Here is a 20,963-nt window from a genome sequence, read left to right as displayed (position 1 = left end):
GCGGTTCCAGCGGAACCGGGGCACCCAGGCCATCGTGTCGACACGTGTGTGGGTTAGGGCTCGCGGGGTCATCCCCGAAAGCGGCGCATGTTATACCACAGAGCGCCCGCAAACGGAACACGGATCACCGCATCTGGTCAGCGGCCCGTGCATTGTCGCCCAGATCGCTACCCTGCTCTGCTAGAATCGGGCCTTTCCTGTTTGTTTGCGCCCCGCGCGGCGCCGTAGAGAGCCTGTAATGACCGTAACCATCAAAACCGCCGAAGACATCGAGAAGATGCGCATCGCCGGCCGCCTGGCCGCCGAAGTCCTGGAAATGATCGCAGAGCACGTCAAGCCCGGTGTCACCACCGAAGAGCTCGACCGCCTTTGCCATGACCATATCGTCAATGTGCAGAAGGCCATTCCCGCGCCGCTCAACTACAAGGGTTTTCCCAAGTCGATCTGCACCTCGATCAACCACGTGGTGTGCCACGGCATCCCCGGTGACAAGCCGCTCAAGGATGGCGACACGCTGAACATCGACGTGACCGTGATCAAGGACGGCTACCACGGCGACACCAGCCGCATGTTCCACGTCGGCAGCGTGCCGGTCTGGGCCGAGCGCCTGTCCAGCGTCACCCAGGAGTGCCTGTACAAGGCCATCGAGCTGGTCAGGCCGGGCTGCCGCCTGGGCGACATCGGCGAGGTGATCCAGAAGCATGCCGAGAAGAATGGTTTCTCGGTGGTGCGCGAGTTCTGCGGCCACGGCATCGGCAAGGTGTTCCACGAAGAGCCGCAGATCCTCCACTACGGCCGTGCCGGCACCGGCATGGAGCTCAAGGAAGGCATGACCTTCACCATCGAGCCGATGATCAACCAGGGCAAGGCCGACACCAAGGTGCTGGGCGATGGCTGGACCGCGATCACCAAGGACCGCAAGCTCTCGGCCCAGTGGGAACACACCCTGGTGGTCACGGCGACCGGCTACGAAATCTTCACCCTGCGCAAAGACGACACCATTGCCCGCACGTCGGCCTGACCTTTTCCAGGAACGCGATTAGATGCCCCAGGTGGATCCCGATCTGTTCGACCGCGGCCAGTTCCAGGCGGAACTGGCCCTCAAGGCAAGTCCCATCCCGGCCTTCAAGAAGGCTATCCGCCGGGCTGGCGAGGTGCTTGACGCGCGCTTTCGCAGCGGCCGCGAGATCCGCCGGCTGATCGAGGACCGCGCCTGGTTCGTCGACAACATCCTGCAGCAGGCATGGAAGCAATTCGGTTGGCATGACAAGACCGGCATCGCCCTGGTCGCCGTCGGCGGTTACGGCCGCGGCGAACTGCACCCGGGGTCGGACATCGACCTGCTGATCCTGCTCGGCAGTGCGGAGCACGAGCTTTATCGCGAGGCCATCGAAGGTTTTCTCACCCTGCTGTGGGACATCGGCCTGGAAGTGGGCCAGAGCGTGCGCACCGTCGAGGAGTGTGTCGAGCAGGCCCGCGCCGACCTGACGGTCATCACCAACCTGATGGAAAGTCGAACCATCGCGGGCCCCGAGGCCCTGCGCCAGCGCATGCTCGAGGCCACCAGCACCGAGCACGTGTGGCCCAGCAAGGAATTCTTCCTTGCCAAGCGCGCCGAGCTCAAGGCACGGCACCACAAGTACAACGACACCGAATACAACCTTGAGCCCAACGTGAAGGGCTCACCGGGCGGCCTGCGCGACATCCAGACGGTGCTCTGGGTCGCCCGCCGCCAGTACGGCACCCTCAACCTGCATGCATTGGCAGGCGAAGGGTTTCTGCTGGAGAGCGAAAACGAGCTGCTCGCCTCGTCCCAGGAATTTCTCTGGAAAGTGCGCTACGCGCTGCACATGCTTGCGGGGCGCTCCGAGGACCGCCTGCTGTTCGACCACCAGCGCAGCATCGCCGGGCTGCTGGGCTTCAGCGACGAGAGCCCGAAGCGTGCCATCGAGCAGTTCATGCAGCAGTACTACCGGGTGGTGATGAGCATCAGCCAGTTGTGCGACCTGATCATCCAGCACTTCGAGGAAGTCATCCTCGCCGACGACAACGGCAGCACCCAGCCGCTCAACGCCCGCTTCCGCCTGCATGATGGCTACATCGAGGCGGTCAAGGCGAATGTGTTCAAGCGCACGCCGTTCGCCATGCTCGAGATCTTCGTGCTGATGGCCCAGCATCCGGAGATCAAGGGCGTGCGGGCCGATACCGTGCGCCTGCTGCGCGAGCATCGTCACCTGATCGACGACACTTTCCGCAACGATATCCGCAACACCAGTCTGTTCATCGAGCTGTTCAAGTGCGAGATCGGTATCCACCGCAACCTGCGCCGGATGAACCGTTACGGCATCCTTGGACGCTACCTGCCCGAGTTCGGGCTGATCGTCGGGCAGATGCAGCACGACCTGTTCCACATCTATACCGTCGATGCGCATACGCTCAACCTGATCAAGCACCTGCGCAAGCTGCAGTACACGCCGGTATCGGAGAAATTCCCGCTCGCCAGCAAGCTCATGGGCCGCCTGCCCAAGCCTGAGCTGATCTACCTGGCCGGGCTGTACCACGACATCGGCAAAGGCCGCCAGGGCGACCACTCGGAGCTCGGCGCGGTCGACGCGCAAGCGTTCTGCGAGCGTCACCAGTTGCCCGCCTGGGACAGCCGGCTGATCGTCTGGCTGGTGCAGAACCACCTGGGCATGTCGACCACCGCCCAGCGCAAGGACCTTTCCGATCCGCAGGTGATCAACGATTTCGCCCTGCTGGTCGGCGACGAGACCCATCTGGATTATCTCTACGTGCTGACCGTGGCCGACATCAACGCCACCAACCCCAGCCTGTGGAATTCATGGCGCGCGAGCCTGCTGCGCCAGCTCTACACCGAGACCAAGCGCGCACTGCGCCGTGGCCTCGAGAACCCGCTGGACCGCGAGGAGCAGATCCGCCAGACCCAGAGCGCCGCGCTCGACACGCTCATTCGCGAGGGCACCGACCCGGACGACGTCGAGCAGCTGTGGTCGCAGCTGGGAGATGATTATTTCCTGCGCCATACCGCCGCGGACGTCGCCTGGCACACTGACGCGATCCTGCAGCAGCCGGCCGACGGCGGCCCGCTGGTGCTGATCAAGGAAACCACCCAGCGCGAGTTCGAGGGCGGCACGCAGATTTTCATCTACGCCCCGGACCAGCATGATTTCTTCGCGGTGACGGTGGCGGCCATGTCGCAGCTCAACCTGAATATCCATGATGCCCGCATCATCACCTCGAGCAGCCAGTTCACCCTCGACACCTATATCGTGCTCGACAATGACGGCGGCTCGATCGGCGACAACCCCGTGCGGGTCAGGCAGATCCGCGATGGACTGACCGAGGCGCTGCGCAACCCCGAGGACTACCCGACGATCATCCAGCGCCGGGTGCCGCGCCAGCTCAAGCACTTTACCTTCGCGCCCCAGGTAACGATCCACAACGATGCCCAGCGGCCGGTGACCATCCTCGAACTGACCGCACCCGATCGCCCCGGCCTGCTGGCGCGCATCGGCAGGATCTTCCTGGAGTTCGACCTGTCGCTGCAGAACGCCAAGATCGCCACCTTGGGCGAGCGTGTGGAAGACGTGTTCTTCATCACCGACGCCGACAACCAGCCGCTGTCCGATCCGCAGCTGTGCGCCCGCCTGCAAGAGGCCATCGTGCAGCAGCTGCAGGCCTGCCAGAGCAGCGATGCCAACCCTGCCCGCGTGACTTTTTAACGTTTGACGAGACCCCGCGCCGATGAATCATGCCTTGACCCAGCTTCAGCCCTACCCCTTCGAGAAACTGCGCGCCCTGCTTGGCAGCGTGACGCCCGCGGCGGACAAACGCGCCATCGCCCTGTCGATCGGCGAGCCGAAGCACGAATCGCCGGCCTTCGTGGCCAAGGCCCTGGCCGACAACCTGGACAAGCTTGCGGTGTATCCCAGCACCCTGGGCCTGCCCGCCTTGCGCCAGGCCATCGGCCATTGGTGCGAGCGCCGTTTTGGCGTGCCGGCCGGCTGGCTCGACGCCGATCGCCATGTGCTGCCGGTCAACGGCACCCGTGAAGCGCTGTTTGCCTTTACCCAGGCGGTGGTCAATCGCGCCGACGACGGGCTGGTGATCAGCCCCAACCCGTTCTATCAGATCTACGAAGGCGCGGCACTGCTGGCCGGTGCGACCCCGCACTACCTGCCCTGCCTGGACAGCAACGGCTTCAACCCCGATTTCGACGCCGTGCCCGCCGAGGTGTGGCAGCGTTGCCAGATCCTGTTCCTGTGTTCCCCAGGCAACCCCACGGGCGCCTTGGTGCCAATGGACACCCTGAAAAAGCTGATCGCCCTCGCCGACGAGCATGACTTCGTGATCGCCGCCGACGAGTGCTACAGCGAGCTGTACTTCGACGAGGAAAACCCGCCACCGGGACTGCTCAGTGCCTGTGCCGAGCTGGGCCGCAGCGATTTTGCCCGTTGCGTGGTATTCCACAGCCTGTCCAAGCGCTCCAACCTGCCAGGCCTGCGTTCGGGCTTCGTGGCGGGTGACGCTCGGATCATCAAGCCATTCCTGCTGTACCGCACCTACCATGGCTGCGCCATGCCGGTACAGACCCAGCTGGCGAGCATTGCCGCCTGGCAGGACGAAGCCCACGTGCGCGCCAACCGCGACCAGTACCGGGCCAAGTACGACGCGGTGCTGGAGATCCTGCAGCCGGTGATGGACGTGCAGCGTCCCGATGGCAGTTTCTACCTGTGGGCGAAGGTCCCCGGTGACGATGCCGAATTCTGCCGTGACCTGTTCGAGTCGCAGCATGTGACCGTCGTACCGGGTTCGTACCTGTCGCGTGAGGTTGACGGCGTCAACCCCGGGGCCGGGCGAGTACGCATGGCACTGGTCGCCCCGCTGGCCGAGTGCATCGAGGCCGCGCAGCGGATCCGGGCGTTCCTGCAGGATCGCTGAGAACCACCCGCGCCTGCGACGCTTCTACCGGCCGTGCCCGAGGTTCGCCTCGCTCATGTCCAGCTCACCCAGCACCTTGCGCACTACATCGTCCCCGACCAGGTGCTGGCGGTGCAGGTTGTAGAGTTCCAGGCGCTGGGCGCGCACGGCCTTGAGGCGCAGGCGGCGTTCGAGCTGGTCCATCTGCTCGGCAAGGGCGCGGGCTTCATCGCTGTCGTTGTAGCTCTCCAGCTCTTCGCGATACTCGGCCATCAGCCGCCCCTTGAGCTCGGCAGCCATTGCCGCCTGAGCGGCATCCTGGGGCGCACCGGCCTCGACCACTTCTTCTGCCTCCAGCGCATGGATGGCTGCTTCGGCGGTGCGCTTCCATGCTTCCTGAACCTCCTGCTGGAGGGTTTCGTCCGGGCTCTTGTCCACCCCACGCAGCAACAGAGGCAGTGCCACACAGGCTGACACCAGCGACAGCAGGATCACGCCGGCAGCGATGAAGATCAGCAGGTCACGCTCGGGAAACGGCGCACCAGCCGCGATCAGCAAAGGCACCGACATCACACCCGCCAGGGTCACCGCTCCGCGCACGCCGCCCAATGTCAGCAGCCAGCAGGAGCGCGCGGTAGGCACCAGCACCAGTTCGGGCTTGCCCCTCCAGCGGCGGATCACTCCGATCGCCCGCCAGATGCTCTGCACCCAGACAAAGCGCAGAAGGATCAGCACACCAAAGATCGCGAGTACATCAAGGCAGCGATAGGCCAGCGTCGGCCACAGCGACGTCTCGTGGCTGGCCACGGCCTTCACGATGTCCGGCAGCTGCAAGCCCAGCAGCAGGAAGATCAGGCCGTTGAAGGCGAATTCCAGCAGCGACCAGACACTGCGGTTGAGCAGGCGTGTGCTGGTCTGGCGCGGCAACAGGTCGAGCCAGCTCTGCATCATGCCGGCCGCCACCGCCGAGAGGATGCCCGACGTGCCCAGGCGCTCGGCCAGCACATAGGCCGCGAACGGCAGCAGCAGCATGAACACCACATGGGTCGCCGGATCATCCCAGCCGCGGGCAATCATCCACATCCGCAGGCGGCCGACCAGCCAGCTCAGGGCCACCCCCACCGCCAGGCCGCCCAGTGCCACCAGCACGAAGGTCAGGCTGGCTTCGGTCAGGGAGAACACACCCGTGATCGCCGCCGCCAGGGCGAACTTGAACGTCACCAGGCCCGATGCGTCGTTGAGCAGGGCCTCGCCCTGAAGCATGTGCATCAGGGGCGTCGGCAGTCGGCCTTGGGTAATCGCAGAGACTGCCACGGCATCGGTGGGCGAAAGAATGGCTGCCAACGCAAATGCCACCGGCAGCGGAATGCTCGGCAAGATCCAGTGAATGAAGTACCCGGCCCCGACGACGGTGAACAGCACCAGACCTACAGCCAGCGTCAGCACCGGCCCGCGCAGTCGCCACAGTTCGCGCTTGGGCATGCGCCAGCCATCGACAAACAGCAGCGGCGGCAGGAACAGGAACAGGAACAACTCCGGGTCCAGGGCCACATGCAAGCCAAGGTTCGGCCAGGCCAGCAGCGCCCCGGCGCCGATCTGTACCAATGGCAATGGCAGGGGGAGCACCCGCCCGACCAGCTTGGAGACGCTTACCAGCATCAGCAGGATGAGGACGGTGTAGGCAGATTGCATGCGGCGGGGTTTCCTCTGCATCGGGAGTGGGGTGGTGGCGCTGCTGGGATGGACATTGCCATTTGAAACAATATGTTAATGGGATTGAGGCAGGCTGGCCGCTGCACGAAAGTCGCAGCTGGTATCGGGATCTGTAACATGGTGTTGCCAAGAATGGACATTCGGGGTGGGTGAGAGTTGCACGGGTGGGGTTTTGCTTGGGGGCTATGAGGTGCATGCCTTGGGGCCTTGTGGCGCCCGCGCGAAGCGTGCGCTTGGGGCCTTGTGGCGCCCTGGAGATCGAGCGCCGCCCGCGCGGCGCATCGCGGGACAAGCCCGCTCCCACATTTGTTGCAACGTGCCATGGCCTGACAGTTCGGAGTCTTAGCCTTGACTGTACGGCGAAAATGTTGCGGCGAGCACACCGCCCCCCACCCGTCCTCTGCCATGCACCAAGGCTGACAACCCAAATCCCACAGGCCATGGCACGTTGCAACAAATTGTGGGAGCGGGCTTGTCCCGCGATGCGCCGCGCGGGCGGCGCTCGATTCATGCGGCGCCACAAGGCCCCAAGCGCACACGCGCTCGATCTCATGGGCGCCACAAGGCCCCAAGCGCACGCTTCGCGATGCGCCGCACACAGGCCGCTCGCTCCGCGCACCACCACTGAACTCAAGACATGCACCAAGGCCTCACCCCACACCCGTGGCGCTCAACCTACCGATGCCGCATAATCGGGCATCGAATTTCCGGGAGATCTCGAGAAAGCCTGAAACCCAGTCTTCCTCAGTAAATTCAATGGCTCACACTCTCTACGGCATCAAAGCCTGCGACACGATGAAAAAGGCACGCACCTGGCTTGAAGAACATGCCATCGACTACGCGTTCCACGACTACAAGACCCAAGGCATCGACCGTGACAGCCTCAACCGCTGGTGCGCGGAACACGGCTGGGAAGTCGTCCTCAATCGCGCCGGTACCACGTTCCGCAAGCTCGACGACGCCAGCAAGGCCGGTCTCGACCAGGCCAGGGCGGTCGAGCTGATGCTCGCGCAACCTTCGATGATCAAGCGCCCGGTACTCGACCTCGGCGGCCGCACCCTGGTCGGCTTCAAGCCGGACCTGTACGCGGCAGCCCTGAGCTGACCCTGCCCCCCGCTTCCACCCCCTATTCGCAAGAGGTAACTGCATGTCCACTACTCTGTTCAGCCTGGCCTTCGGTGTCGGCACCCAGAACCGCCAGGGCACCTGGCTGGAAGTCTTCTACGCGCAACCCCTGCTCAACCCGCCTGCCGAGCTGGTCGATGCCGTGACGCCGATCCTGGGCTACGAAGGCGGCAACCAGGCGATCTCGTTCAGCCCGGCCCAGGCCTCGCAACTGGCCGATGCCCTGAAGCACATCGATGCCACCCAGGCCGCGCTGCTGACTCGCCTGGCCGAAAGCCACAAGCCGGTGGTCGCCACCCTGCTGGCCGAAGACACCACGCTGACGTCGACGCCAGAGGCCTACCTCAAGCTGCACCTGCTGTCGCATCGCCTGGTCAAGCCGCATGGCGTGAGCCTGGCCGGCATCTTCCCGCTGCTGCCCAACGTTGCCTGGACCAGCCAGGGCGCCATCGACCTGGGCGAACTGGCCGAGCAACAGCTCGAGGCGCGCCTGAAGGGCGAGCTGCTGGAAGTGTTCTCGGTGGACAAGTTCCCGAAGATGACCGACTACGTGGTCCCGGCCGGCGTGCGTATCGCCGACAGCGCCCGTGTGCGCCTGGGCGCCTACATCGGCGAAGGCACCACGATCATGCACGAGGGCTTCGTCAACTTTAACGCCGGCACCGAAGGCCCGGGCATGATCGAAGGCCGCGTATCGGCTGGCGTGTTCGTCGGCAAGGGTTCGGACCTGGGCGGCGGCTGCTCGACCATGGGTACCCTGTCGGGCGGCGGCAACATCGTGATCAAGGTCGGCGAAGGCTGCCTGATCGGCGCCAACGCCGGTATCGGGATTCCGCTGGGTGACCGCAACACCGTCGAAGCGGGCCTGTACATCACCGCGGGCACCAAGGTGCAGCTGCTCGACGAGCAGAACCAACTGGTCAAGGTGGTCAAGGCACGCGACCTGGCCGGCCAGACCGACCTGCTGTTCCGCCGCAATTCGGTCAGCGGCGCAGTGGAGTGCAAGACCCACAAGTCGGCTATCGAGCTGAACGAAGCCCTTCACGCCCATAACTAACACCGGCTGAAGTGGTAATATCGGGCCTGGCCTACTGCCAGGCCCGATTTCAGGTCCCAAGATCATGTTGCAACCTTCCCCCTGGCGCGCTGACTTCCCCGCCATCGACGCCCTGCAGCGGCAGCACCAGACCTACCTGGACAACGCCGCCACTACGCAGAAACCCCAGGCGTTGCTTGACGCCCTCAGTCATTACTACGCCCATGGCGCAGCCAACGTGCACCGTGCCCAGCACCTGCCTGGCGCCCTGTCGACCCAGGCCTTCGAAGCCAGCCGCGACAAGACCGCCGCCTGGCTGAACGCCACCGATGCGCAGCAGATCATCTTCACCCATGGCGCTACATCGGCGCTGAACCTCTTGGCCTACGGTCTTGAATACCTGTTCGAGGCCGGCGACGAGATTGCCATCAGCGCCCTGGAGCACCATGCCAACCTGCTGCCCTGGCAGCAGCTGGCGCGGCGCCGGGGTGCCCGCCTGGTCGTGCTACCCCTGGATATGCAGGGGCGCATCGACCTTGAGCAGGCGTTGCAGCTGATCGGCCCGCGTACGCGCCTGCTGGCTGTCAGCCAGCTGTCCAACGTCCTGGGGACCTGGCAGCCGCTGCCGCCGTTGCTGGCCCATGCCCGAGCGCAAGGTGCGCTGACCATCGTCGACGGCGCCCAGGGCGTGGTCCATGGGCGCCACGATGTGCAGCAACTGGGGTGCGACTTCTATGTGTTCTCGAGCCACAAGCTCTATGGCCCCGATGGGGTCGGCGTGATCCACGGCCAACCTCAGGCCCTTGAGCGCCTGCGCCATTGGCAGTTCGGTGGCGAGATGGTGCAGATCGCGGACTACCATAGCGCCAGCTTTCGCCCGGCCCCGCTGGGTTTCGAGGCCGGTACACCGCCGATCGCCGGTGTTATCGGCCTGGGCGCGACCCTAGATTACCTGGGCAGCCTGGACGCCAATGCGGTAGCCGCCCATGAAGCCCACCTGCACCAGCAGCTGCTGCGCGGGCTCGGCGAGCGCGAGGGCGTACGCCTGCTGGGCTCGCCGCAGACTGCCCTGGCCAGCTTTGTCATCGATGGGGTACACAATGCCGACATCGCGCACCTGCTGACCGAACAAGGGATTGCCGTGCGTGCTGGTCACCACTGCGCGATGCCCCTGCTTCAAGGCCTTGGGCTCGATGGCGCGATCCGCGTATCGCTGGCCCTGTACAACGACAGCGACGACCTCCAGCGTTTCTTCGATGCACTGGACCAAGGCCTGGAGCTGCTGCGGTGAGCCTGTCCATTGAAGCGGGCCAGGCACTGGAGAGCTTCGAGCAGGCCCGGGGCTGGGAACAGCGCGCGCGCCTGCTGATGCAGTGGGGTGAACGCCTGGCGCCCCTGGACGATGACGAAAAGGTCGAGACCAACCGCGTGCATGGCTGCGAAAGCCTGGTCTGGCTGACGGCCGGGCAGCGCGACGGTCGGTGGCACTTCAAGGCCAGCAGCGACGCACGCCTGCTGCGCGGGCTGCTTGCGTTGCTGCTGGTCCGTGTACAAGGCCTGGACAGCGCCGCCCTGGCGCAGCTGGACATGCGCGCCTGGTTCATCCAGCTGGGGCTGGAACGGCAACTCTCGCCGTCGCGCAGCAACGGACTGCATGCCGTGCTGCAACGCATGACTCAGCTGGCGTCGGGCACCTGAGCCTCGCGCTCGGATGGCCGCCGGGCGCCCCCCACGAGTTTTTCCACCGCCTTGCTGGCGGCGACCATGCCAAAGGTCGCGGTTACCATCATCACCGCGCCGAAGCCACCCGAGCAGTCCAGCCGTACCCCTTCCCCGACAAAACTCTTCTGCAGGCAGACGCTGCCATCACCCTTGGGGTAGCGCAGCTGCTCGGACGAGAACACACAGGGCACGCCATAGTTGCGGCTGACATTGCGCGAGAAGTTGTAGTCGCGGCGCAAGGTCGAGCGTACCCGCGAGGCCAGCGGATCATTGAAGGTCTTGTTGAGGTCGCAGACCTGTATCTGGGTCGGGTCGATCTGACCACCCGCACCGCCGGTGCTGACCACGGCGATCTTGCGCCGACGGCACCAGGCAATCAGGGCGGCCTTGGCCATGACGCTGTCGATGCAGTCGATCACGCAGTCCATCTGCTCGGTGATGTAATCGCTCATGGTGTCGCGGGTGACGAAATCCGCGACCGCGTGCACCTTGCACGCCGGGTTGATCGCCTGCAGCCGTTCGGCCATGACCTCGACCTTGGGCCGGCCTACCTGCCCATCCAGGGCATGGGCCTGACGGTTGACGTTGCTCACGCAGACGTCGTCCAGGTCGAACAGCGAGATCTCGCCCACGCCACTGCGCGCCATGGCCTCGGCCGCCCACGAACCGACGCCGCCGATACCGACGATTGCCACATGGGCCTGGCGCAAGCGCTGCAAGCCTTCATCGCCGTACAGCCGGGCGACGCCGGCAAAGCGTGGATCTTCTGTACTCATAGTGTCACCCCGAAAAAACCGGCGCGCATTATAGGCCGCCCAGCGGGCGATGGCATCAACGCCGCGCAGGTGGATTGGTAATGGCCCATTCAATGCTTTAATGTCCCACGTAATTGATAGATTTTGGACTACAACGGAACGTGCCAAGAACTTCGGCCCACGCAGAAAATCCAATTCTTGAGTCTCCCGGACACACCTAGATCTCGCCATCCTGCAGTGTCCGTCCGTTCCCGCCTTCGGAACCTCTACCCTCTATGTCATCGCGTAAATTTGGAATCAACCTGGTGGTGGTCCTGGCTATCGCCGCGCTGTTCACCGGGTTCTGGGCACTGATCAACCGCCCGGTCACCGCTCCTGCCTGGCCGGAACAGATCTCCGGCTTTTCCTATTCTCCGTTCCGCCTGGGCCAGAGTCCGCAAAAAGGCCAGTATCCCGACGAAGCCCAGTTGCGCGAAGACCTGGAGCAGATGAGCAAGCTGACCGACAGCATCCGCATCTACACGGTCGAAGGCACCCAGGACCAGATCCCGCGCCTGGCCGAAGAGCTCGGCCTGCGGGTGACCCTCGGGGTGTGGATCAGCCCCGACATCGAGCGCAATGAACGCGAGATCGCCAAGGCCATCGAACTGGCCAACACGTCGCGCAGCGTGGTGCGCGTGGTGGTCGGCAACGAGGCGTTGTTCCGCGAGGAGGTCACGCCTGAAGGGCTGATGCAGTACCTGGACCGGGTACGGGCGGCCGTCAAGGTGCCGGTGACCACCAGCGAGCAGTGGCACATCTGGAAAGAACACCCCGAGCTTGCCGACCATGTCGACCTGATCGCCGCGCACATCCTGCCCTACTGGGAATTCGTGCCGATGAGCGATTCGGTGGAATTCGTCCTCGATCGCGCACGTGAACTCAAGCAGCAGTTCCCGCGCAAGTCGCTGCTGCTGTCGGAAGTTGGCTGGCCGAGCAACGGCCGCATGCGAGGCGGTGCCGATGCCACCCAGGCCGACCAGGCCATCTATCTGCGCACCCTGGCCAATACGTTGAACCGCCGGGGCTACAACTACTTCATCATCGAAGCCTACGACCAGCCGTGGAAGGCCAGCGACGAGGGTTCGGTGGGCGCCTACTGGGGCGTGTTCAACGCAGAGCGCCAGCAGAAATTCAACTTCGAAGGGCCCGTGGTCGCGATCCCGCAGTGGCGCGCGCTGGCGGTCGGCTCGGTAGTACTGGCGATGCTTGCCCTCACCCTGCTGCTCATCGACGGCTCCGCCCTGCGCCAGCGCGGCCGGACCTTCCTCACCTTCACCGCGTTCCTGTGCGGGTCGGTGCTGGTGTGGATCGGCTACGACTACAGCCAGCAATACAGCACCTGGTTCAGCCTCACGGTGGGTTTCCTCTTGGCCCTCGGGGCGCTCGGCGTATTCATCGTGCTGCTCACGGAGGCCCATGAACTCGCCGAGGCGGTCTGGACCCACAAGCGCCGCCGCGAATTCCTGCCCGTCCAGGCCGACACCGCCTACCGGCCCAAGGTATCGGTGCATGTGCCGTGCTACAACGAGCCGCCGGAGATGGTCAAGCAGACCCTCGACGCCCTCGCTGCTCTCGATTACCCGGACTTCGAGGTCCTGGTCATCGACAACAACACCAAGGACCCGGCCGTGTGGGAGCCGCTCAAGGCCCACTGCGAGCTGCTCGGCGAACGCTTCAGGTTCTTCCACGTCGCGCCCCTGGCAGGCTTCAAGGGCGGTGCGCTGAACTACCTGATCCCGCATACCGCCAAGGACGCCGAAGTGATCGCGGTGATCGACTCGGACTACTGCGTCGACCGCAACTGGCTCAAGCACATGGTGCCGCACTTCGCCGACCCGAAGATTGCCGTGGTGCAGTCACCGCAGGATTACCGCGACCAGAACGAGAGCACCTTCAAGAAGCTGTGCTACAGCGAGTACAAGGGTTTCTTCCATATCGGCATGGTCACCCGCAACGACCGTGACGCGATCATCCAGCACGGCACCATGACCATGACCCGGCGCTCGGTGCTCGAAGAGCTCGGCTGGGCGGACTGGTGCATCTGCGAAGATGCCGAACTGGGCCTGCGCGTGTTCGAGAAAGGCCTGTCCGCAGCCTACTCCCACAACAGTTACGGCAAGGGCTTGATGCCCGACACCTTCATCGACTTCAAGAAGCAGCGCTTCCGCTGGGCCTATGGGGCAATCCAGATCATCAAGCACCACACCGCGGAGCTGTTGCGCGGCAAAGGCAGCGAGCTGACCCGAGGCCAGCGCTACCACTTCCTGGCGGGCTGGCTGCCGTGGGTGGCCGATGGCATGAATATCTTCTTCACCGTCGGTGCGCTGCTCTGGTCGGCCGCGATGATCATCGTGCCCCAGCGGGTCGATCCACCGCTGTTGATCTTCGCGATTCCGCCGCTGGCGCTGTTCGTGTTCAAGGTGGGCAAGATCATCTTCCTTTACCGCCGCGCCGTGGGCGTGAATCTCAAGGACGCCTTCTCCGCCGCGCTGGCGGGCCTGGCCCTGTCGCACACCATCGCCAAGGCCGTGCTGTACGGATTCTTCACCAGCAGCATGCCGTTTTTCCGCACGCCCAAGAATGCTGACAGCCATGGATTGCTGGTGGCGATCTCCGAGGCGCGGGAGGAGTTGTTCATCATGCTGTTGCTATGGGGCGCGGCGGGTGGAATCTACCTGGTGCAAGGGCTGCCGAGTTCGGACATGCGGTTCTGGGTGATCATGCTGCTGGTGCAGTCGCTGCCCTATCTGGCGGCGTTGATCATGGCGTTCCTGTCGTCGCTGCCGAAACCTGGGGAGCGGGTGCAGGAGGCGACAGCGAGCTGATTGGGAGAGATTCGATGGTTCGGCTCAACTCTGCCGGACCATCGATCTGCTGTGTTTCTGCTGGACTCTTCGCTGGCAAGCAGAAACACAGCAGATCCCGCAGCAATGCGCGGCCCTGCCGTTTGCTATAAGATAACGCCCCAGTTTTTTCCCGCCTTGCCTTGCCCGGAGTCCTACATGACGGCACCCGCCGACCTCTCGCCAACCTTGCAACTGGCCTGCGACCTGATCCGTCGCCCTTCGGTGACCCCGATCGATGCCGATTGCCAGAAACAGATGATGCAGCGCCTGGGCGATGCGGGTTTTACCCTGGAACCGATGCGCATCGAGGACGTGGACAATTTCTGGGCCTCCCATGGCACCCAGGACGGCCCGGTGCTGTGTTTCGCCGGCCACACCGATGTGGTGCCGACCGGCCCGGTGCAGGCCTGGCAGCACGAGCCTTTCGATGCGCTGATCGACGCCGAAGGCATGCTCTGCGGACGCGGCGCGGCTGACATGAAGGGCAGCCTCGCGGCCATGGTCGTGGCCTGCGAGCGCTTCGTCGCCGACCATCCCGGCCATCGCGGCAAAGTCACCTTCCTGATCACCAGCGACGAAGAAGGCCCGGCTCACCATGGCACCAAGGCCGTGGTGGAGCGCCTGGTCGCGCGCGGCGAGCGCCTGGACTGGTGCATCATCGGCGAGCCGTCGAGCACCCAGCTGGTCGGTGACGTGGTCAAGAACGGCCGCCGTGGCTCGCTCGGCGCCAAGCTGACCGTGCAGGGCATCCAGGGCCATGTCGCCTACCCGCACCTTGCACGCAATCCGATCCACCTGGCCGCGCCTGCGCTGGCGGAACTCGCCGCCGAGCACTGGGACGAGGGCAATGCCTTCTTCCCGCCGACCAGCTTCCAGATCTCCAACCTCAACTCAGGCACCGGCGCGACCAACGTGGTACCTGGCGAGCTGACGGCGCTGTTCAACTTCCGTTTCTCCACCGAGTCGACCGTCGAGGACCTGCAGGCGCGCGTCGCCGCCATTCTCGACAAGCACCAGCTGCAGTGGACGATCGAATGGGCCCTTTCCGGCCTGCCGTTCCTCACCGAGCCGGGCGAACTGCTCGATGCGGTGTCGGCCAGCATCAAGGGTGTCACAGGTCGCGAAACCCAGGCTTCGACCAGCGGCGGCACTTCCGATGGCCGCTTCATCGCGACCATGGGTACCCAGGTGGTCGAGCTTGGCCCGGTCAACGCGACCATCCACCAGGTCAACGAGCGAGTCCTGGCCAGCGACCTCGACGTGCTGACCGAGATCTACTACCAGACCCTGGTACGGTTGCTCGCCTGATGCTCACCTGTCCGCTGTGCAGCGCTGCCCTCACCCGCGTCGACAACGGCGTGGTGTGCCCGGCCGGGCACCGTTTCGACCGTGCCCGCCAGGGCTACCTGAACCTGCTGCCGGTGCAGCACAAGAACAGCCGTGACCCGGGCGACAACCAGGCCATGGTCGAGGCCCGCCGCGACTTTCTCGACGCCGGCCACTACGCGCCGGTTGCCCAGCGCCTGGCGCAACTGGCCGCCGAGCGCCAGCCGGGACGCTGGCTGGACATCGGCTGCGGTGAGGGCTACTACACCGCGCAGATCGCCAAGGCGCTGCCCGAGGCAGAAGGCTTCGCCCTGGATATCTCGCGTGAAGCGGTCAAGCGCGCCTGCCGCCGCGATCCGTCGGTGACCTGGATGGTCGCCAGCATGGCCCGCGTACCATTGGCCGATGCCAGCTGCCAGTTCATCGCCAGCGTCTTCAGCCCGCTCGACTGGCAGGAGGCCCGGCGCTTGCTGAGCCCCGGTGGCGGCCTGATGCGCGTCGGCCCGACCAGCGACCACCTGATGGAACTGCGCCAGGTGCTCTACGATGAAGTGCGCCCCTACGCCGACGACAAACACCTGGCCCTGGTCCCCGACGGGATGCAGCATGCCCATGGCGAAACTCTGAACTTGCGCCTGCAACTGGCCGAGCCCAGCGCCCGCGCCAACCTGCTGGCCATGACCCCGCACGGCTGGCGCGCCAGCGCCGAGCGCCGGGCACAGGTCATCGAACAGCCTGAGCCGTTCGAAGTCACGGTTTCCATGCGATACGACTATTTCGTGCGTCAAGACTGAGCACCCGGAGCCCTAAATGCGCCAACCTGATATCGAGATCTACCTCAAGGACGCCGACGTCGACCACAAGCAGGTGACCGCCTGGCTCAACGAGGCCGTGGGCCCCTGCGACGACTGGGTACAGAAAGGTCAGACCTGGAAGTGCAAGGCCGGTAACATTCCGGTTACCTGGTTACCTAAAGCTGTGGGGAAATGGAACAGCCTGTTCCTGGAAAGCGACAAGACCCCGTGGGAAGACGACATCGCCTGCGCACGCGCCGCCCATGCTGCGCTGCAGGTCGAAGTGCGCTGCGCACCGGGCAGCTGGATAGAGGAAGAAGGCGAGGAAGATGCCGATCGCTGGATCCGCATCAGCGCCGACGGCGAAGAACAGATCACCTGGCGAACTTGACGGCGGCGGCAAGCTGCAAGCAAGAGCAAAAGCCAGAGCGAAAGCTTCAGCTGCAGGCCCCGCGATCTGCCTGAGGCTTGCAGCTGGAGGCCGGAAGCCTCCTAGAGGCCGAGGACGTCCTCGGCCTGGAGGCCTTTCTGGCCTTCGACCAGGGCATATTCCACTTGCTGACCTTCGGTCAGGGTGCGATGCCCTTCACCGCGGATCGCGCGGAAATGAACAAACACATCCGCCCCCCCTTCACGCTGAATGAAGCCATAGCCCTTGGCATCGTTGAACCACTTTACGCTTCCAGTCTCACGAGACGACATCTGAACTACTCCGGATTTTTATTGTGAAGATCGCCTTGCAGGCACAGGGTCACCGCCCGTACCGACTCCGCTTGCTGAAATCTCCTGCAAGCGGCGGACCGAGTATAGGACAGGCAATAAAGAATTTTCATGACGTGGGTGGTTTTTGCTGAACCCGTGCGGATACGGCACACTGCTCGGCCCGAGCCGCAACTCGACACTTCTCATCCAGGGCCCTCACCGTATGACCCGTTCCCCCTTGCGCCGCCTGATCTTCGGCGCGTTGCGCCGCCTGCTGTACCTGTGGGTGCGATCTGAAACCATCAACCAGTCGTCCCTGAGCCTGCAGCTCGACCGCAGCCGCCCGGTGTTCTACGCCCTGCCCTCGCCCTCGCTTACCGACCTTGCCGTGCTCGACCACGAATGCACCAAGGCGGGACTGCCACGCCCGGTGCTGCCCGTTTCCGTAGGGCAGCTGCAAGAGCCGGCCGCCTTCTTCTACCTGACGCCCGAGCCGGACTGGATCGGCCGTCAGGACAAGCGCGGCGCGCCGCCTACCCTGCAGCGCCTGGTGGGCGCGATAAGCCAGCATGCCGAGGAAGATGCGCAGATCATCCCGGTGAGCGTGTTCTGGGGGCAGACGCCGGCAAGCGAGTCGAGCCCCTGGAAGCTGCTGTTCGCCGACAGCTGGGCGGTGACCGGTCGCCTGCGCCGCCTGCTGACCGTGCTGATGCTGGGGCGCAAGACGCGCGTGCAGTTCTCGGCGCCCATCCACCTGCGCGAGCTGGTGCAGCACGACAAGGGGCACGAGCGCACCGTGCGCATGGTCCAGCGCCTGCTGCGGGTGCATTTTCGCAACCTGAAGACCGCGGTCATCGGCCCGGACATTTCGCACCGCCGCAACCTGGTCAAGGGCCTGGTCCACGCGCCGCTGGTACGCCAGGCGATCAGCGATGAGACCGAGCGCGAAAAGATTCCGCTGGCCAAGGCAGAAGCCCTGGCCCTGCGCTACGGCAATGAAATCGCCTCGGACTACACCTACACCGCCATCCGCTTCCTCGAAGTGGTGCTCAGCTGGTTCTGGAACAAGATCTACGACGGCATCAAGGTCAACCACATCGAGCAGGTGCAAGGCATCGCGCCGGGTCACGAGGTGATCTACGTGCCCTGCCACCGCAGTCACATCGACTACCTGCTGCTGTCCTACCTGCTGTTCCGCAACGGCCTGACGCCACCCCACGTCGCCGCAGGCATCAACCTCAACATGCCGGTGATCGGCAGCCTGCTGCGCCGCGGCGGTGCGTTCTTCATGCGCCGCACCTTCAAGGGCAACCCACTGTACACGGCGGTGTTCAACGAGTACCTGCACACGCTGTTCACCAAGGGCTTCCCGGTCGAGTACTTCGTCGAGGGCGGGCGCTCGCGCACCGGGCGCATGCTGCAGCCCAAGACCGGCATGCTGGCCATTACCCTGCGCAGCTTCCTGCGTTCCTCGCGCACGCCCATCGTCTTCGTGCCGGTATACATCGGCTATGAACGGGTGCTCGAAGGCCGTACCTACCTGGGCGAACTGCGTGGGGCGAGCAAGAAGAAGGAGTCGATCTTCGACATCTTCAAGGTGATCGGTGCCCTGAGGCAGCGCTTCGGCCAGGTCTACGTCAACTTCGGCGAGCCGATCCGCCTGGCGGGCTTTCTCGACCAGCAGCAGCCTGGCTGGCGCGAGCAGGAGCTCGGCCCGCAGTTCCGCCCGGCCTGGCTCAACCAGGCCACGACACGCCTGGGCGAGACCGTCGCCCGCCGCATGAACGAAGCAGCCGCCGTCAACCCGGTCAACCTGATGGCGCTGGCGCTGCTCTCGACCAGCCGCATGGCGCTGGACGAAAGCGCCCTCACGCGGGTACTGGACCTGTACCTGGCGCTGCTGCGCAAGGTGCCCTACTCGTCCCACACCACGCTTCCCGAAGGCGACGCGCTGGGCCTGATCGGCCACGTCAAGGGCATGGGCCTGGTGGCCGAGCAGCAGGACGCACTGGGTCGCATCCTTTATCTGGATGAAGCCAACGCGGTACTGATGACCTACTACCGCAACAACATCCTGCATATCTTTGCCCTGCCCGGGCTGCTCGCGAGTTTCTTCCAGAGCAGCTCGCGCATCAGCCGCGAACTGATCGGCCAGTACATCCGCGCGCTGTACCCCTACCTGCAGGCCGAGCTGTTCCTGCGCTGGGAGCCCGAGCAGCTGGACGAGGTGATCGACCAGTGGCTGGAAGCCCTGGTCGAACAAGGCCTGCTGCGCTTCGAAAACGGCGTCTACCTGCGTCCGGCACCCAGCTCCCGGCAGTTCGTGCTGCTCACGCTGCTGGCGCGCACCATCACCCAGACCTTGCAGCGCTTCTACATGGCCACCTCATTGCTGCTTAACAGCGGCCAGCACAGCCTGACGGCCGAGGAGCTCGAAGACCTCTGCGTAATGATGGCCCAGCGGCTGTCGATCCTGCATGGCCTGAATGCGCCGGAGTTCTTCGACAAGAGCCTGTTCCGGCACTTTATCCAGACCCTGATCGGCCAGAGCGTGCTGCGCCCTGACGGCAACGGCAAGCTGGGTTATCACGACAAGCTTGGCGAACTGGCCGAAGGCGTGGCCAAGCGGGTATTGCCAGCGGAGCTGCGCTTGTCGATCCGCCAGGTGGCTCTGCACCGTGAGACGCCGACAGTGTAACCATTGGCGCGGCGCGAGGATTACCGGAGACCTCTGGCGGAAAAAATCCGTTAAAGTCCCAAGGTTGGCCACGCGCCCTTCTCAAGAACCCCGGAGATTCCATGAGAAAACTCTTTCTGCTGTGCTGCGCATCCCTGCTGACAGCCTGTTCAAGCACACCCGCCGATCACAAGGCGTCGCTGCAAGGCGAAGTCTTCTACCTGCAGCGGATTGCCCTGCCGCCGACCGCCACGTTGAGCGTCAGCCTGCAGGATGTTTCGCTGATGGACACGGCCGCCGTGACCCTGGCCAGCCAGACTGGTCCGGTCAAGGGCAATGTCCCGTTGCCCTTCCAGCTGTCCTACGACCCTGCGCAGGTCAAGCCAGGCCATCGCTACGCCGTGAGCGCGCGTATCGAGCTGGACGGCAAGCTGCTGTTCATCAACACCGAACACCATGGCGTACAACTTGATGGCAATGACCCGCAGCCTGTGCGGGTCAAGGTCGACCAGGTTCGCTGATTTCCGTCCACTTCATTCACAAGGATGCTGTCATGATCCGATCTTCCCTGCGCTTCACCACCCTGTGCGCCGGCCTGGTGCTGTCCGCCAGCGCCCTGGCCCTGTCGCTGGGCGACCTGACCCAGAAAGACGCCACCGGTGGCCTGAAGGACGCGCTGACCCAAGGCGCACAGATCGCCGTCAAGCAACTGGGCACCGCCGGTGGCTTCAGCAACAACCCCGAGGTGCGCATCGAGCTGCCGGGCAACCTGGGCAAGGCTGCCAAGGCCATGAAGATGTTCGGCAAGGGCGAGCAGGTCGAAGCGCTCGAGGCGAGCATGAACAAGGCCGCCGAAGCAGCCGTGCCGCAAGCCCAGGCGATTCTGGTCGATGCGGTGAAGAACATGTCGGTGACCGATGCCAAGGGCATTCTCAGCGGCGCCGATGATTCGGCGACGCAGTACCTGAACAAGACCAGCCGCGAGCAGATCCGCGCCAAGTTCCTGCCCATCGTCAAGCAGGCCACCGACAAGGTCGGCCTGGTGCAGCAGTACAACAGCTTTGCCGGCCAGGCCGCGGGCCTGGGCATTGGCAGCGCGAAGACCGCCAACGTCGAGAACTACGTGACCGAGCAAGCGCTCGATGGCCTGTTCAAGATGATCGCGCAACAAGAGTCGAGCATCCGCGAAAACCCGGCAGCCGCGGCCACCAGCCTGGCCAAGAAGGTCTTCGGCGCGCTCTGAGCATCCGGCGCTTGCAGCTGAACCCCCGGTAAATCAAACGG

General features: G+C 64.5%; 16 protein-coding genes and 1 pseudogene. 14 read left to right on the top strand and 3 right to left on the bottom strand.

Going from position 1 to position 20,963, the window contains the following annotated elements; all coding sequences use genetic code 11:
• Positions 1-238: 238 nt before the first annotated feature.
• Genes map through dapC form a run of 3 tightly spaced genes read left to right on the top strand, consistent with a single transcriptional unit; the run spans position 239 to position 4,962 of the window.
• Positions 239-1,021, top strand: coding sequence for a type I methionyl aminopeptidase (gene map, locus AC0ZZU_RS04995; protein WP_476339433.1), 783 nt, complete (start codon positions 239-241; stop codon positions 1,019-1,021).
• Between the two features lie 22 nt (positions 1,022-1,043).
• Positions 1,044-3,743: a [protein-PII] uridylyltransferase gene (locus AC0ZZU_RS04990; protein WP_476339432.1), complete on the top strand. Its 2,700-nt coding sequence runs from the start codon at positions 1,044-1,046 to the stop codon at positions 3,741-3,743.
• A gap of 22 nt (positions 3,744-3,765) precedes the next feature.
• On the top strand, positions 3,766-4,962 hold the full coding sequence (gene dapC / locus AC0ZZU_RS04985; RefSeq protein WP_476339431.1) for a succinyldiaminopimelate transaminase: 1,197 nt from the start codon (positions 3,766-3,768) through the stop codon (positions 4,960-4,962).
• A gap of 24 nt (positions 4,963-4,986) precedes the next feature.
• On the opposite strand, the gene AC0ZZU_RS04980 is transcribed toward dapC, so the two are convergent.
• The gene (locus AC0ZZU_RS04980) at positions 4,987-6,633 is read right to left on the bottom strand and encodes a Na+/H+ antiporter (protein ID WP_476339430.1); all 1,647 of its coding nucleotides are present in this window, start codon (positions 6,631-6,633) and stop codon (positions 4,987-4,989) included.
• Between the two features lie 777 nt (positions 6,634-7,410).
• On the opposite strand from AC0ZZU_RS04980, the gene AC0ZZU_RS04975 reads away from it, so the two are divergent.
• The 4 genes from AC0ZZU_RS04975 to AC0ZZU_RS04960 all read left to right on the top strand — a co-directional run bounded on the left by AC0ZZU_RS04975 (position 7,411) and on the right by AC0ZZU_RS04960 (position 10,513).
• The gene (locus tag AC0ZZU_RS04975) at positions 7,411-7,758 is read left to right on the top strand and encodes an ArsC family reductase (protein WP_476339429.1); all 348 of its coding nucleotides are present in this window, start codon (positions 7,411-7,413) and stop codon (positions 7,756-7,758) included.
• 43 nt (positions 7,759-7,801) lie between these two features.
• Entirely contained in the window at positions 7,802-8,836 is a 1,035-nt protein-coding gene (gene dapD, locus AC0ZZU_RS04970) for a 2,3,4,5-tetrahydropyridine-2,6-dicarboxylate N-succinyltransferase (RefSeq protein ID WP_476339428.1), read from the top strand.
• A 64-nt stretch (positions 8,837-8,900) separates the two neighbouring features.
• Positions 8,901-10,106, top strand: a complete 1,206-nt coding sequence (locus AC0ZZU_RS04965) for a cysteine desulfurase (protein ID WP_476339427.1) — start codon at positions 8,901-8,903, stop codon at positions 10,104-10,106.
• Positions 10,103-10,513 carry a SufE family protein gene (locus AC0ZZU_RS04960; RefSeq protein WP_476339426.1) on the top strand — a complete coding sequence of 137 codons (411 nt, stop codon included), beginning with the start codon at positions 10,103-10,105 and terminating at the stop codon, positions 10,511-10,513. The genes AC0ZZU_RS04965 and AC0ZZU_RS04960 overlap by 4 nt, the downstream gene beginning before the upstream one ends.
• Here the strand turns inward: AC0ZZU_RS04960 and tcdA are convergent.
• Positions 10,492-11,313, bottom strand: coding sequence for a tRNA cyclic N6-threonylcarbamoyladenosine(37) synthase TcdA (gene tcdA, locus AC0ZZU_RS04955; protein WP_476339425.1), 822 nt, complete (start codon positions 11,311-11,313; stop codon positions 10,492-10,494). The two genes, AC0ZZU_RS04960 and tcdA, sit on opposite strands and share 22 nt — an antisense overlap.
• A gap of 254 nt (positions 11,314-11,567) precedes the next feature.
• Between tcdA and AC0ZZU_RS04950 the strand changes: the two are divergent.
• The 4 genes and pseudogenes from AC0ZZU_RS04950 to AC0ZZU_RS04935 form a co-directional block, all read left to right on the top strand.
• Positions 11,568-14,164: pseudogene (locus tag AC0ZZU_RS04950) on the top strand (glycosyltransferase); the annotation flags it as partial.
• Between the two features lie 172 nt (positions 14,165-14,336).
• Positions 14,337-15,488, top strand: coding sequence for a succinyl-diaminopimelate desuccinylase (gene dapE / locus AC0ZZU_RS04945; protein ID WP_476339424.1), 1,152 nt, complete (start codon positions 14,337-14,339; stop codon positions 15,486-15,488).
• Entirely contained in the window at positions 15,488-16,300 is an 813-nt protein-coding gene (locus tag AC0ZZU_RS04940; protein WP_476339423.1) for a putative RNA methyltransferase, read from the top strand. Before dapE ends, AC0ZZU_RS04940 begins: the two co-directional genes overlap by 1 nt.
• Positions 16,301-16,316: 16 nt before the next feature.
• Entirely contained in the window at positions 16,317-16,691 is a 375-nt protein-coding gene (locus AC0ZZU_RS04935; protein WP_476339422.1) for a hypothetical protein, read from the top strand.
• A gap of 101 nt (positions 16,692-16,792) precedes the next feature.
• On the opposite strand, the gene AC0ZZU_RS04930 is transcribed toward AC0ZZU_RS04935, so the two are convergent.
• Positions 16,793-17,002 carry a cold-shock protein gene (locus tag AC0ZZU_RS04930; protein ID WP_476339421.1) on the bottom strand — a complete coding sequence of 70 codons (210 nt, stop codon included), beginning with the start codon at positions 17,000-17,002 and terminating at the stop codon, positions 16,793-16,795.
• 223 nt (positions 17,003-17,225) lie between these two features.
• On the opposite strand from AC0ZZU_RS04930, the gene plsB reads away from it, so the two are divergent.
• The 3 genes from plsB (at position 17,226) to AC0ZZU_RS04915 (ending at position 20,922) form a co-directional block, all read left to right on the top strand.
• Positions 17,226-19,700 carry a glycerol-3-phosphate 1-O-acyltransferase PlsB gene (gene plsB / locus AC0ZZU_RS04925; RefSeq protein WP_476339420.1) on the top strand — a complete coding sequence of 825 codons (2,475 nt, stop codon included), beginning with the start codon at positions 17,226-17,228 and terminating at the stop codon, positions 19,698-19,700.
• A 101-nt stretch (positions 19,701-19,801) separates the two neighbouring features.
• On the top strand, positions 19,802-20,200 hold the full coding sequence (locus AC0ZZU_RS04920) for a YbaY family lipoprotein (RefSeq protein WP_476339419.1): 399 nt from the start codon (positions 19,802-19,804) through the stop codon (positions 20,198-20,200).
• A gap of 32 nt (positions 20,201-20,232) precedes the next feature.
• Positions 20,233-20,922 carry a DUF4197 domain-containing protein gene (locus tag AC0ZZU_RS04915; protein WP_476339418.1) on the top strand — a complete coding sequence of 230 codons (690 nt, stop codon included), beginning with the start codon at positions 20,233-20,235 and terminating at the stop codon, positions 20,920-20,922.
• The last annotated feature ends 41 nt before the right edge of the window (positions 20,923-20,963 follow it).

It is taken from the genome of Pseudomonas sp. JE3303, from assembly GCF_056312565.1.
The sequence above is the reverse complement of the archived record's forward strand: the minus strand, read 5'-3'. Positions and strand labels throughout refer to the sequence as shown.

What these genes read in the sequence shown, in the direction of transcription:
- tcdA (WP_476339425.1), bottom strand. Translation starts at nt 11,313, where the DNA reads ATGAGTACAGAAGATCCACGCTTTGCCGGCGTCGCCCGGCTGTACGGC.
- AC0ZZU_RS04915 (WP_476339418.1), top strand. Translation starts at nt 20,233, where the DNA reads ATGATCCGATCTTCCCTGCGCTTCACCACCCTGTGCGCCGGCCTGGTG.
- dapE (WP_476339424.1), top strand. Translation starts at nt 14,337, where the DNA reads ATGACGGCACCCGCCGACCTCTCGCCAACCTTGCAACTGGCCTGCGAC.
- map (WP_476339433.1), top strand. Translation starts at nt 239, where the DNA reads ATGACCGTAACCATCAAAACCGCCGAAGACATCGAGAAGATGCGCATC.
- AC0ZZU_RS04980 (WP_476339430.1), bottom strand. Translation starts at nt 6,633, where the DNA reads ATGCAATCTGCCTACACCGTCCTCATCCTGCTGATGCTGGTAAGCGTC.
- AC0ZZU_RS04940 (WP_476339423.1), top strand. Translation starts at nt 15,488, where the DNA reads ATGCTCACCTGTCCGCTGTGCAGCGCTGCCCTCACCCGCGTCGACAAC.
- AC0ZZU_RS04990 (WP_476339432.1), top strand. Translation starts at nt 1,044, where the DNA reads ATGCCCCAGGTGGATCCCGATCTGTTCGACCGCGGCCAGTTCCAGGCG.
- dapD (WP_476339428.1), top strand. Translation starts at nt 7,802, where the DNA reads ATGTCCACTACTCTGTTCAGCCTGGCCTTCGGTGTCGGCACCCAGAAC.
- AC0ZZU_RS04920 (WP_476339419.1), top strand. Translation starts at nt 19,802, where the DNA reads ATGAGAAAACTCTTTCTGCTGTGCTGCGCATCCCTGCTGACAGCCTGT.
- AC0ZZU_RS04965 (WP_476339427.1), top strand. Translation starts at nt 8,901, where the DNA reads ATGTTGCAACCTTCCCCCTGGCGCGCTGACTTCCCCGCCATCGACGCC.
- AC0ZZU_RS04935 (WP_476339422.1), top strand. Translation starts at nt 16,317, where the DNA reads ATGCGCCAACCTGATATCGAGATCTACCTCAAGGACGCCGACGTCGAC.
- dapC (WP_476339431.1), top strand. Translation starts at nt 3,766, where the DNA reads ATGAATCATGCCTTGACCCAGCTTCAGCCCTACCCCTTCGAGAAACTG.
- AC0ZZU_RS04930 (WP_476339421.1), bottom strand. Translation starts at nt 17,002, where the DNA reads ATGTCGTCTCGTGAGACTGGAAGCGTAAAGTGGTTCAACGATGCCAAG.
- plsB (WP_476339420.1), top strand. Translation starts at nt 17,226, where the DNA reads ATGACCCGTTCCCCCTTGCGCCGCCTGATCTTCGGCGCGTTGCGCCGC.
- AC0ZZU_RS04975 (WP_476339429.1), top strand. Translation starts at nt 7,411, where the DNA reads ATGGCTCACACTCTCTACGGCATCAAAGCCTGCGACACGATGAAAAAG.